The sequence below is a fragment of the Pseudomonas sp. GW822-FHT02E03 genome (assembly GCF_058802325.1).
In genome coordinates, this window is the sequence record NZ_JBXAOA010000007.1 from 54,463 (window position 1) to 66,888 (window position 12,426).

Sequence of the window (12,426 nt, forward strand, 5' to 3'; positions counted from 1 at the left end):
CGCTCCCACATTGATCGCGTTCAGGCAGGCAATGCGGATCAAATGTGGGAGCGGGCTTGCTCGCGAAAGCGGCATCCGTTTCAACCAATCTCTCAAGAAGGTTTCTTCTGGATCCGCAACGACCTGGCCTTGGCTTCCACCACCAGGTACATCACCACGGTAATCAGCAGCGGCAGCAGGAAATAGATCGCCCGATACGCGAGTAACCCCGCCACCAGACTTCCCCGCGAGGCCTCGTGTTGCAGCAACGCCACGAACACCGCCTCCAGCACGCCAAGCCCGGCCGGAATGTGGGTGATGACCCCGGCAATGGCGCTGATCAGCAACACGCCAAGCACCAGCGGATAGTCCAGTTTGCTCGGTAGCAGGGTGAAGATCACCGCCGCCATCAGCGACCAGTTCAGTGCGCCGAGGGCCAGTTGCAGGACTGCCATGTGCAGCGACGGCAGGTTGATTTCCACGCCGCGAATCGACCATTCCCGTCGCCTGGAAAACCGACAGGCCGCCAGATAACCCGCGCTCAGCAGCAGCAATAACACGCCCACGCCTTGCAGGGCGTCGCTGCTCAGCTTCCAGCCTGGCGGCATTCGCACCAGTCCGCTGCTGAACACCGTGCCGGCAATCACCATGTAGCCGAACCAGTTGGTCGCCAGGCTCAGCCCGAGGATTTTCGCGATGTTGCTTTTGCTCACGCCGAGCCGCGAATACAGCCGATAACGCATGGCAACCCCGCCGACCCAGGCGCTCAGGTTAAGGTTGAAGGCATAGCTGATGATGCCCACCGGCAGGATCTGTCGCCAGGTCAGCTCCTGTCTGATATAGGTGCGGCCGATCAGGTCGAAACAGGCGTACACCAGAAAACTCAGCAACGTCAGTCCGGACGCGATAATCAGTGTGCGCACTTTGAAATCGGCGAGGGTATCGAGCACTTCGCCCCATTCGATGCGTTGGGCGAGCATTGTGAACAGTACGATCAGCGCCAGAAAAAACAGCATCGTCAGAGGCTTTTTCCAGCGGTGCCAGTGGGATTTTCGCGGCGTGTCGGAGTGAGGGGCAGGCCGCGCATCAGAATGGCTCATGCCTTATCGCTCCCGGTCGGATGAATGAAGGGTTTGAGGCGCGGTTTATGCGCCGGCAGCCAACCGGCCCACGCCGGGAAATGTCGCAGGAAGTGAAACACCAGAAAACCGATGGTCATGTGCCAGACCCGTCCGCGAGGCGCGTTGTCCACCGACATGACCTTGCAGTGGTTGCTGCTCAATTCGTCGAGCCGCTCGAACAGGTCGCGGTTGAAGGCGCGGTCGCGGATCAACACGTTGGCCTCCAGGTTCAGGGCCAGGCTCAGCGGGTCGAGGTTGCTTGAGCCAACGGTGCTCCAGTCCTCGTCGACCAGGGCGACTTTGCCATGCAGGGGACGGTCGCAGTATTCGTAAATCGCTACTCCGGCTCGCAGCAGATAATCGTAGGTCATGCGCGCGGCGAGTCTGGCCACGCGCAAATCCGGCTGGCCCTGAAGAATCAGGCGTACCTCGACCCCTCGGCGCGCCGCGTTGCGGATCTCCCGCAGCAGCCGATAGCCTGGAAAGAAGTAGGCGTTGGCGATTACCACGCGACGTCGGGCACTGCGCACGACCTGCAGGTACACCTCTTCGATATCGCCCGGGTGTTCGCCATTGTCGCGATACACCAGTCGTACCTGACCATCATGATCGCTGACCGCCAGTTCTGCGCGCCTCTGTCTGCGGCGTTGCCACCAGTATTTGGCCCGGGCCGGGCGACCGCTTTGCAGCAAGGCGAAATGATGAATATCGGCCACCGCCGGGCCTTGCACTTCAACCGAATAATCCTGTTTGGCTTCAGGGCCGAAGTCGGCCAAATGGTCGGCGGAAAAATTGATTCCGCCGAGGAACGCAATCGTCCCGTCGACCACCACAATCTTGCGGTGCATGCGGCGGAACCAGTTGGTGCGGATACCGAAGTGACGCGGCGCGGGGTCGAATATTTGCAGGCGCACACCTGCATTACTCAGCGCCGCAAGGTACTCCGTGCTCAGTTCGCCGCAGCCAAAACCGTCGAGGTTGACGGTGATGCGCACCCCGCGTTGAGCCGCTTCAATCAGGATTTTTTGCAGCTCATTGCCGACCTTGTCCTCGAACACAATGAAGGTCTCCAGCAGGATTTCACTCTGGGCCTGGCGCAGCGCTTCAAACACCCGTGGAAAGTATTCCTCACCGTTCTCCAGCAATTGGACCCGGTTGTTACCGTGCCAACCGTATACGACGTTAACAACCGCCGGCTCACGTACGGGCGGCGGTGTGGAAACGTGTTCGATCGTGGTTTTTTCCATCAATGGGCCGGTCATAGCTCGATCTCCACCGATAGCGGTGCATGGTCGGAAAGGTGTGACCAGGGCCGGGCCGCCAGTACTTGCGGATGGCTGGCCTTGAGGTTGCGCACGTAGATGCGGTCCAGGCGCAACGCAGGCAAACGCGCCGGGAAACTACGCGCCGGTTTGCCATGCAACTCGGCAAAGACTTCACGCAAGCCGCAGGGCTTGAGCAGCGCATCAGCGCGCAGGCGCCAATCGTTGAAGTCGCCGGCGACCACCACCGGGGCATCTTCCGGCAACTCTTCCATACGTTGGATCAACAGCCTGAGTTGTGCCTTGCGATGACTTTCGCGAAGCCCCAGATGGACGCAAATGGCATGCACTTCCCGACCATCGCCGGGCATCCGCAGCACGCAATGCAGGATTCCACGGTTTTCATGGCCGCTGATGGAAACGTCGAGGTTGTCGTGGCGAATGATCTGGAACTTCGACAACAGCGCATTGCCGTGATCGCCTGCCGGATAGACCGCGTTGCGCCCATAGGCAAATTGCGGCCACAGGGTATCGGCAAGAAATTCGTATTGTGGCATCGCCGGCCAATTGAGGTAGCGCTGTGGATGATGTTCGTGGGTGCCATGCACCTCCTGCAAAAACACCACGTCGGCGGACACACTGCGCACCGCTTCGCGCAGCTCGGGCAGGATGAAGCGCCGGTTGAGCGCGGTGAAACCCTTGTGGGTGTTGACCGTCAGCACGGTAAAACGGCTCACGGCGCTGATAATTGGCTGCTGTTCATCCGTCGTGCCGACCGGTTCGGGAATGCTCATGGCAGCACTCCTTCGGCAACCGGCTCACCGGGTGCGGTGGCGAGGTCTTTGTCGAGATGCAAACGCTCAAGCAGGCGGCGGGCATCGAAGGGCGCGCGGACTTTGATGTCGTTATCGAAATAGCAGAATATTTCCCGGGCTCTGCGTGTCTTGGGTTTTTGCCGAGGCGCAATCAATTGCGGATCTGCCGGTTGCTGTCCGTGATACCAGGCCTCGATCCGGTCGCCCCAGCGTTTCAGCGCTTGGGGGGTATAACCGCTGGCGTAGAGCTCTTCGGCACCGTGCAGGCGCAGGTAGACGAAATCACTGGTGAGGTCTTCGCGATACGGCCATTTGCCGGCGGTGTCAGCAATGACCAGCGCGGTGTTGTAGCGTTTGAGCAGACGGACGAAAGCGGGATCGACAAAGCTTTCGTGGCGAATTTCCACGGCATGGCGCAGCGGTTTTTTGCCGTAGGCCTTCATGCTGGCGTGACCGTTCAGGCGTGGCTCATGCTGGCGGGCGAGGGCGGCAGCCTGTTCCGTGTCGTGGGGTAATTGTTCGAGAAAGCTTTCGAACAATTCCGGGTCGAATTTAAAGTTGGGTGGAAACTGCCAGAGGATCGGGCCGAGTTTTTCCTTGAGTTCCAGTACCCCGGAGGCAAAGAAATTCGCCAGCGGCTTATGAATGTCCCGCAGGCGCTTGATGTGGGTGATAAAACGCGGCGCCTTGACGCTGAACACGAAGCCCGCCGGGGTTTCGGCGTACCACTGGGCATAACGTTCGGGCCGTTGCAAGGCGTAAAACGATCCATTGATTTCGATGCTGTTCACTGCCCGTGAAGCGAATTGCAATTCGCGCTTCTGGGTCAGCCCCTTCGGGTAGAACTCCCCCCGCCAAGGCGTGTAGCGCCAGCCTGAAATACCAATATGAATCGCCGCCATATCGCCTCCCGTCCTCGGACAGCCCTGTCTTTTGATGACTGTCGGGCGGGCGAGAAAGTTTCGACGGGGCTACGGACGGTAAAAGTTAGACAAAACACCCCAAATCAAATGTGGGAGCGGGCTTGCTCGCGAAAGCGGTGTGTCAGTCACATCAATGCTGGATGTGCCGCAGCTTTCGCGAGCAAGCCCGCTCCCACAGGGTCCGTCAGTGACTGGCGACGATACGTTGTGAACCCTCAGCCGGTTCGACATACACCGGACCCAACCGGTCAAGACGCCCGCTCCAGGCGGTCAGTGCCAGTGCGACCAATACCACCAGGCCGCCGATCCATGCGGTATGGATCAGGCCCATGTGCGCCACGATCAAACCACCGCCCCACGCCCCACCGGCAATGCCGAGGTTGAACGCCGCAATGTTCAGGCCCGAAGCCACGTCCACCGCATTCGGGGTGTGATGTTCGGCCTGACGCACCACATACACTTGCAGGCCCGGCACGTTGCCGAAAGCAACGGCGCCCCAAACCAGCACGGTGGCCAGGGCCAGCCATGGATTGCCGGCAGTAAACGTCAGCACGAACAGCACGGCGGCGAGCAGGGCGAAGATGATTTTCAGGGCGCTGATCGGACCGTGTTTGTCCGCCAGTTTGCCGCCCCAGATGTTGCCGACGGCCACCGAGATGCCGTAAACCAGCAGCACCAGGCTGACGGTGCTGGCGCCGAAGCCGGAAATGTCCTGAAGAATCGGCGCCAGAAAGGTGAAGGCAATGAACGAGCCGCCGTAACCGACCGCCGTCATGGCATACACCAGCAGCAGGCGCGGCTGCTTGAGCACCTGCAATTGCTGCAACAGCGAAGCCGGTTTGCTGTGGGCGATGTTTTTCGGCACGTAGAGCAGGCTGCCGATGAAGGCGATCACACCCAATGCCGACACCGCGAGGAAGGTTTCACGCCAGCCGAAATGCTGACCGATAAACGTCCCCAATGGCACGCCGGTGACCAGCGCCACGGTCAGGCCGGTGAACATGATGGCAATCGCGCTGGCGGCTTTTTCCTTCGGCACCAGGCTGGTGGCGATGATCGAGCCAATCGAGAAAAACACCCCGTGAGCCAGGCCCGTGACGATCCGCGCAATGATCAGCGACTCGTAGCTCGGCGCTTTCCAGGCCAGCAAATTGCCGAGGGTGAACAGCACCATCAACGACAACAACAGCAATTTGCGTGGGACTTTGCCGGTAAGGGCGGTCAGCACCGGCGCGCCGATAGCCACACCGAGTGCATACAGACTGACCAGCAGACCGGCGGACGGCAGGCTGACACCGAGGTCGGCGCCGATAGTAGGTAACAGGCCAACGATGACGAACTCCGTCGTCCCGATGGCGAAAGCGCTGAGGGTCAGCGCGAGCAAGGCAATGGGCATGGCTGCAACTCCGGTGGATTGATTGATGGAGCGCAGTGTCGGGGTTGGGGGCGTGGGGAAAAATACAGGGATGGGCATTTGATATTTGCGTGCAGGTCAAATATCGAGTGGCGAATGAAACCCCGTGGCGAGGGGGCTTGCCCCCGTTCGGCTGCGCAGCAGTCGTAAACCGGTAAACGCGGGTGTGCCAGAAGAAACCGGTCGGCAGGTTTTGGGGGCGCTTCGCACCCCAACGGGGGCAAGCCCCCTCGCCACAGGTATTTGAGTCGGGCAGGTAATATGCGGTGAGTCGGGCGCCGGATCAGCCGCGAACCCAATGATTTGTGTTGGCGCGGATGACCCCATCGCGGGCAAGCCCGCTCCCACAGTGTTTTCTGTTGTTCACAAATATTGCGTTCACAGAAGATCCCTGTGGGAGCGGGCTTGCCCGCGATGGGGCCGGTCCGGACAACATCAATGCCGGATCAGTTTGCTACGCACCTCGCCACTGGCCTGCTGATCCAGCTCCAGCCAGAACTGCTGCTTGCCGGCGATCTCGGCGGCGGCCGGTATGCCGTCGCGATACACCAGTCGATTGCTCGCCAGCGCCGGCACTTTCGCGCCTGGCAACAGGGTGCCGGCGAGGTTCAGCGGATCCACCCCACACACCGCAATCAGACTCCCATCGTGCGGTCGCCGTCTGACTTCGCGCAGCAATGGAATCGCCTCGGGCAGCGCAAATTGTTCCCCCGCCAGGCCACTGACAAAACGCCCGCCACGAATCTCGCCCCGAGCCTCGAGCCGATGAAATGTGCGCAGCAATTCCCGCCAACTCGGCAACCAGTCCGCCTCACGCTCCAGCAAGCGCCAGAACACCACACCGTAACGGCGCAGCAAGGTCATGGCGATGTGTTCCAGGGTGTCGCTGGGTGTGGGCGCGGGTCGTTGCTTATCCACAATCGGCGCGACAGCACCGCGGCGCAGCAACGCCCAACGTCCGGCATCGTCCATCCCGCCGGAAAACGCTCCGCGTCCGCGTCGGCTGCTGCGATTCTGGCGTTTGCTGGCCGGGGTAATCAGCGCCCGCAGGCCGGCGAAGCTGTCGGCGTTTACCAGCCCGGCACCGACCAGTTCCTGCAAGGCGATTTCCAGTTCCGAGCGCAGCAGATGGGCTTCATGAATCAGCTCATCGAAAAACAGTGCGCCGTGCTGGCTGAGCGCTTCATGGACTTTTTGTGTTTTGGGCGACAGTTCGCTGACCGGCGTCTGTTCGGTCAAGCCGCTCCACAATCCGACCTGACTGCGCGGCAGCAATAGAATCGGCGTGCTGCGCAATGCCGTGCTGGTGCTCTTGTTGCGCGTGGTCAGGCGGGTCCACACCAGTTTGCCGCTGCGGCATAACTCATCCAGCCAGCTCGCCGAATAGTCTTTGAGCCGCGCCGGCAGAATGTCGCTGTCCCACGCCGAAGCGGCGGCGGGGTAGCCTTCGAACTGGCTGATAATCGCCGGCAACACCGCGCGACCCTGGCCTTGGCTCGCGGCGGAAAGATGCTGCCAGTCGAACAGAAAACGCATGAAATCCTGCAGAGCCACTGGCTCGATTTCCCGTCGCAGCCGTTTGACCGTGTAGCGATGAATCCGCGCCAGCAGATGCCGTTCGCACCATTCTTCCTCGCGGGTGCCCGGGGTGAATTGCCCGCGCAGCACATAGCCTTCGCGTTCCAGTTGCGCCAGGGCCTGAGTGACTTGAGTCGGCGGTAAACCAAGCGGTTCGGCAATCGCTTTCAGCGGCAGCGGACCAAACGCGCTGAGCCGCGCGCGGATCACTTCCAGCACTGCTTCGTCCGGCTCCCAGGTTTCATCGAAACCGGGCAACGCCTCTAACGGTGGAACCAATGTGGCCTGTGGATAAATCGCCCGCAGGCAGGTCAGTCGCTCCAGCGCCAGCCACAGCGATTGTTCGGCGTTGATCTGCAAACGGCTGGCGCGACCACTGTCGGCCAGGGTGTTCAGCCAATCGAGCCAATTTGGATTGGCGTGGGCTTCGGCATCGGCGATACACGCCAGGCTCATCAGCGCTTCATGCATTTCATCAACGCTGGTTGGCGTAGGCCAGGCTTCATCACGCACTGCAGTGATCGCGTCGGCGTCCAGCGCACCGAGATCGTCGGTGGACTGCGGATCACTCCAGCGGCGGTTGAGCACTGCCTGAGTGCGGCGCTCTTCCAGCGGCGCATCGTCGAGAAAGGTGTAGGGGCGGGCGCTGAGGATTTCCGCCGCCAGTGGCGAGGGCGCCGGCAGGTCGCGGCTGATCAGGCGAATGTCGCCCTGTTCCATGCGCCGCAGCAATGCCAGCCAGCCTTCGCTGTCCATGGCTTCGTGCAGGCAATCGTCGAGGGTTTGTTCCACCAGCGGATGATCGGGAATCTCGCGCTCGCCGGCGAGGTTTTCCACGCAGGCGATCTGATCGGGAAACACGCTGGCAATCAGGTCTTCGCTTTTCATCCGCTGGATCTGCGGCGGTACTTTGCGTCCACCGCTGTAGCGTGGCAGCGCCAAAGCGACCCCGGCGTTCCAGCGCCAGCGCACGCCGAACAGCGGCGCCTCGAGCACCGCTTGAGTCAGGATATGTTCGGCACTGTTGCTGTGCAGGTAACGCCAGACATCTTCCAGCTCGAAGCTGTGACCGGTGGACAGCGACAGCACGATGGCGTCCTCACTGGCGGCGGCCTGCAATTCGAAGTTGAACGTGCGGCAGAAACGCTTGCGCAGGGCCAGGCCCCAGGCACGGTTGATGCGGCTGCCGAACGGCGAATGGATGATCAGTTGCGTACCGCCGGACTCGTCGAAAAACCGCTCCATCAGCAGCGTGTCTTGCGATGGTAGGGCGCCGAGGGTCAGTCGCGCCCGGGCCAGGTAATCCACCAGTTGCTCGGCACTGGCGAGATTCAAGCCGAGTACGTCGGTCAGCCAGTCGACGGCTGGCTGAAGGTTGCCGGGTGTGGCGCCGAGTCGCTCATCGAGTTGCGCTTGCAGGCGTGCCACGGCGAACGACAGTTCATCACTGCGACCCGGTGCTTCACCGAGCCAGAACGGAATGGTCGGCGGCTGACCCTGGGCGTCTTCGACCCGGACCTTGCCGGTTTCGACCCGCAGGATTCGATACGAGGTATTGCCCAGCTGAAAGATATCCCCGGCGATACTTTCCACCGCGAAGTCTTCGTTGACGCTGCCGATGTTCAGCCCTTGAGGCTCCAGCAAAACGCTGTAGTCGGCGTTGTCCGGAATCGTCCCGCCGCTGGTCACGGCGGTAAGTTTGGCGCCTCGACGACCGCGCAGGGTGCGGCTCACGGCGTCCCGGTGCAGGTAAGCGCTGCGAACACCCAGGCGCCCGTTGTAGCCCTCGGCGAGCATCTGCAGCAGTGCCTGATAGTGCTTTTCGTCGAGCGCGGCGTAAGGCGAGGCTTTTCGCAGCATTTCCAGCAACGCCTGCTCCTGCCATTCCTGGCAGCTGACCTCGGCGATGATCTGCTGGGCCAGCACGTCCAGCGGTGCTTCGGGGATCAGCAGCGTGTCGAGTTCGCCACGGCGCACGCAATCGAGCAGAGCGGCGCACTCGATCAGGTCGTCGCGGGTGGTGGCAAACAATCGGCCCTTGGGCGTGCCGCCGACCTGGTGCCCGGAGCGGCCGACCCGTTGCAGAAACCCGGCAATCGAGCGTGGCGAAGCGATCTGGCACACCAGGTCGACGTCGCCGATATCGATCCCCAATTCCAGCGAAGCGGTAGCGATCAGCACTTGCAGCTCGCCGCGCTTGAGCCGTTGCTCGGCGTCGAGACGAAACTCCTTGGCCAGGCTGCCATGGTGGGCGGCAACGGCCTCCTTGCCGAGGCGTTCGCTCAAGTGTCGACTCAGACGTTCGGCCAGACGTCGGGTGTTGACGAAAATCAGCGTGGTCCGGTGTTCACGGGCGAGGGCGGCGAGTCGGTCATAGACCAGTTCCCAGATGTCGTTGGCCATTACCGCCGACAACGGCACGGGCGGCACCTCTATATCGAGATCCCGTGGACGGGCGTGGCCGATGTCGATGATTTCGCAGTCGCGATCACGGCCAACCAAAAAGCGCGAGACCGCTTCGATGGGTTTTTGCGTGGCGGACAAGCCGATACGCACCAGCGGTTGCGAGCAGAGCGCCTGCAAACGCTCCAGGCTCAGGGCCAGGTGACTGCCACGCTTGCTGGCGGCAATGGCGTGGATTTCATCGACGATCACCGTGTGGGTGGTACCGAGCATTTGCCGGCCGGAGTCGGAGCCGAGCAGCACATAAAGGGATTCCGGGGTGGTCACCAGAATGTGCGGCGCGGTTTTGCGCATGGCCGAGCGCTCTTTTTGCGGCGTATCGCCGGTGCGTACGGCGGTACTGATCGGCACGTCGGGCAGGCCCATCACGCGCAACTGTTCGGTGATGCCGGCCAGCGGGTTTTGCAGGTTGATCCGGATGTCGTTGGACAGGGCCTTGAGCGGCGAAACGTAGACCACCAGGGTTTCGTCGGGCAGGCCGTCCGGGCTCTCCAGGCCACGATGGACCAGATCGTCGAGCACGGCCAGAAACGCGGTGAGGGTCTTGCCGGAGCCGGTGGGCGCGGCTATCAGGGTCGAGCGGCGCTGGCGGATCAACGGCCACGCCCGGGCCTGTGCGGCGGTGGCCGTTGCGAAGGTATTGCTGAACCAGGCGCTGACGGCGGGGTGAAAGCCCGCCAGAGCAGCGTCCGTGGGGATGGGCAGATTCATGTCCTGATTTATGCGGGCGAGTCGGGGAAGATGCAAGTACCGCTCACGACCTTTGCCGGCCTTCAGGGCCCTATCGCGGGCAAGCCCGCTCCCACAGTGTTCTCTGTTGTTCACAAATATTGCATTCACAGAAGATCCCTGTGGGAGCGGGCTTGCCCGCGATGAGGCCAGTAGCAGCACCACAAATCCCCGGGATCTACACTTTACGGATGACGGTTGCGCACTAAACCCGCAAAATGCAACGATTCCGGCAATTATTGAGGACATCGCCTGCGGGCGCTGTCGATAAAGCCATCGTTCCAATCAGACTGGGCCTGCTGACTCTATGCGAATGCGCCTTATGTTACTGGGCGGCGGAAATGCCCTTGGGCAGGCGCTGATTCGCCTCGGTGCGGAGGAAGACATCGGTTTCCTCGCCCCCCGCCCACCACAAGACGGCTGGGACGCCGCGAGCCTGACGCAACTGCTCGACGATACCCGTCCGGATGCGTTGATCAATCTCGCCTACTATTTTGACTGGTTCCAGGCGGAGACCGTCAGCGAGCAGCGTCTGGCCGGGCAGGAGCGAGCCATCGAACGGCTGGCCGAGCTGTGCCAGCATCACAACATTGTGCTGCTGCAGCCGTCGAGTTATCGCGTGTTCGATGGCTCCCGGGCGACCGCCTACAGCGAAAAAGACGAACCGGTACCGCTGGGTCTGCGCGGTCAGGCCTTGTGGCGAATCGAGCAAAGCGTGCGCGCCACCTGTCCGCAGCATGTGTTGCTGCGTTTCGGCTGGCTGCTCGATGACAGCCCCGATGGCACCCTCGGGCGGTTCCTGGCCCGGGCCGAGAAAGCTGAAGAACTGCTGATGGCCGATGACCGTCGCGGTAATCCGACGCCGGTGGACGATGCTGCCCGGGTGATCATTTCGGTGCTCAAGCAACTCGATTGCGCAGCGCCACTGTGGGGCACTTACCACTACGCCGGGCATGAGGCGACCACGCCGCTGGCACTGGGGCAGGCGATTCTTACCGAAGCGCGCGCCCTGCACCCGTTGGCCATCGAAGCGCCGACCGCCCAGGCTCACGCCGCGCGGCCCGACGCCGCCGAAGAACCGCAACACGCGGTGCTGGCCTGCAAGAAAATTCTGCACACTTTCGGGATCAAGCCCCGCGCCTGGCGCGCGGCACTCCCGGGCTTACTGGATAGGTTTTATCGTCATGGCTGAAGGCCCTGTTTTAATCACCGGCGGTGCCGGTTTCATCGGTTCGCACCTGACCGATGCCTTGCTCGCCAAAGGTCACTCGGTGCGTATTCTCGATGACCTCTCCACCGGTAAACGCAGCAACCTGCCGCTGGACAATCCCCTCGTCGAACTGATCGTGGGCGACGTCGCCGATGCTGCACTGGTGGCGCAGGCGATGGTCGGTTGCAGCGCGGTGGCGCACCTGGCCGCGGTGGCCTCGGTGCAAGCTTCGGTGGATGACCCGGTCAAAACGCATCAGAGCAATTTCATCGGTTCGCTGAATGTCTGCGAAGCCATGCGTCAAACCGGCGTCAAACGGGTGCTGTTCGCGTCCAGCGCGGCGGTCTACGGCAATAATGGCGAAGGCGAGTCGATCGACGAAGACACGCCCAAGGCACCGTTGACCCCGTACGCCGCGGACAAATTGGCGAGCGAGCATTACTTCGATTTCTATCGTCGCCAGCACAGTCTGGAGCCGGTGATTTTCCGCTTCTTCAATATCTTCGGCCCGCGCCAGGATCCGTCCTCGCCATATTCCGGGGTGATCAGCATATTCAGCGAGCGCGCGCAGAAAGGCTTGCCAATCACCGTGTTTGGCGATGGCGAACAGACTCGGGATTTTGTCTATGTCGAGGACCTGGTGGGCGTGTTGGTGCAAGCCATCGAGAAACCGCAGGTCGAAGTCGGCGCGGTGAATGTCGGCTGGAATCAGGCTACGACCCTTAAGCAAATGCTTGAAGCCCTTGAAGCTGTGGTCGGCGAGCTGCCGCCCGTGAGCTACGGCCCGGCGCGTTCCGGTGACATCCGCCATTCACGGGCGAACAACCGACGTTTGCTGGAGCGGTTTACCTACCCGCAGCAGACGCCGATGAGTGTCGGCCTGGCACGGTTGCTGGGGCACTGAGGTTAGATCGTTCCCATGCTCCGCGTGG

8 protein-coding genes are annotated in these 12,426 nt (G+C 61.8%); 2 read left to right on the forward strand and 6 right to left on the reverse strand.

Translation table 11 applies throughout. The features are described from left to right. Positions 1–92: 92 nt before the first annotated feature. From AC1RQB_RS07720 to AC1RQB_RS07745, 6 genes are all read right to left on the reverse strand, one after another. Positions 93–1,079 carry a lysylphosphatidylglycerol synthase domain-containing protein gene (locus AC1RQB_RS07720; protein WP_063342391.1) on the reverse strand — a complete coding sequence of 329 codons (987 nt, stop codon included), beginning with the start codon at positions 1,077–1,079 and terminating at the stop codon, positions 93–95. Continuing rightward, positions 1,076–2,362: a cardiolipin synthase ClsB gene (gene clsB, locus AC1RQB_RS07725; RefSeq protein ID WP_063342392.1), complete on the reverse strand. Its 1,287-nt coding sequence runs from the start codon at positions 2,360–2,362 to the stop codon at positions 1,076–1,078. The genes AC1RQB_RS07720 and clsB overlap by 4 nt, the downstream gene beginning before the upstream one ends. Further along, positions 2,359–3,156, reverse strand: coding sequence for an endonuclease/exonuclease/phosphatase family protein (locus AC1RQB_RS07730; protein ID WP_008073920.1), 798 nt, complete (start codon positions 3,154–3,156; stop codon positions 2,359–2,361). The genes clsB and AC1RQB_RS07730 overlap by 4 nt, the downstream gene beginning before the upstream one ends. Next, positions 3,153–4,079, reverse strand: a complete 927-nt coding sequence (locus tag AC1RQB_RS07735; RefSeq protein WP_008073923.1) for a DUF72 domain-containing protein — start codon at positions 4,077–4,079, stop codon at positions 3,153–3,155. Before AC1RQB_RS07735 ends, AC1RQB_RS07730 begins: the two co-directional genes overlap by 4 nt. Before the next feature lie 205 nt (positions 4,080–4,284). Beyond that, positions 4,285–5,496, reverse strand: coding sequence for an MFS transporter (locus AC1RQB_RS07740; RefSeq protein ID WP_063342393.1), 1,212 nt, complete (start codon positions 5,494–5,496; stop codon positions 4,285–4,287). Positions 5,497–5,949: 453 nt separating this feature from the next. Next, positions 5,950–10,266 (reverse strand): DNA glycosylase AlkZ-like family protein, encoded by a 4,317-nt coding sequence (locus AC1RQB_RS07745; RefSeq protein ID WP_063342394.1) that lies wholly within the window; start codon positions 10,264–10,266, stop codon positions 5,950–5,952. 325 nt (positions 10,267–10,591) lie between these two features. Between AC1RQB_RS07745 and AC1RQB_RS07750 the strand changes: the two genes are divergently transcribed. Both AC1RQB_RS07750 and AC1RQB_RS07755 read left to right on the forward strand, forming a co-directional pair. After that, positions 10,592–11,476 (forward strand): sugar nucleotide-binding protein, encoded by an 885-nt coding sequence (locus AC1RQB_RS07750; RefSeq protein WP_032830563.1) that lies wholly within the window; start codon positions 10,592–10,594, stop codon positions 11,474–11,476. Then, on the forward strand, positions 11,469–12,398 hold the full coding sequence (locus tag AC1RQB_RS07755) for an NAD-dependent epimerase/dehydratase family protein (protein ID WP_008073930.1): 930 nt from the start codon (positions 11,469–11,471) through the stop codon (positions 12,396–12,398). Before AC1RQB_RS07750 ends, AC1RQB_RS07755 begins: the two co-directional genes overlap by 8 nt. Positions 12,399–12,426 lie beyond the last annotated feature (28 nt).

Coding starts and splice junctions, on each gene's coding strand:
- AC1RQB_RS07720 (WP_063342391.1), bottom strand. CDS start 1,079: ATGAGCCATTCTGATGCGCGGCCTGCCCCTCACTCCGACACGCCGCGA.
- clsB (WP_063342392.1), bottom strand. CDS start 2,362: ATGACCGGCCCATTGATGGAAAAAACCACGATCGAACACGTTTCCACA.
- AC1RQB_RS07730 (WP_008073920.1), bottom strand. CDS start 3,156: ATGAGCATTCCCGAACCGGTCGGCACGACGGATGAACAGCAGCCAATT.
- AC1RQB_RS07735 (WP_008073923.1), bottom strand. CDS start 4,079: ATGGCGGCGATTCATATTGGTATTTCAGGCTGGCGCTACACGCCTTGG.
- AC1RQB_RS07740 (WP_063342393.1), bottom strand. CDS start 5,496: ATGCCCATTGCCTTGCTCGCGCTGACCCTCAGCGCTTTCGCCATCGGG.
- AC1RQB_RS07745 (WP_063342394.1), bottom strand. CDS start 10,266: ATGAATCTGCCCATCCCCACGGACGCTGCTCTGGCGGGCTTTCACCCC.
- AC1RQB_RS07750 (WP_032830563.1), top strand. CDS start 10,592: ATGCGAATGCGCCTTATGTTACTGGGCGGCGGAAATGCCCTTGGGCAG.
- AC1RQB_RS07755 (WP_008073930.1), top strand. CDS start 11,469: ATGGCTGAAGGCCCTGTTTTAATCACCGGCGGTGCCGGTTTCATCGGT.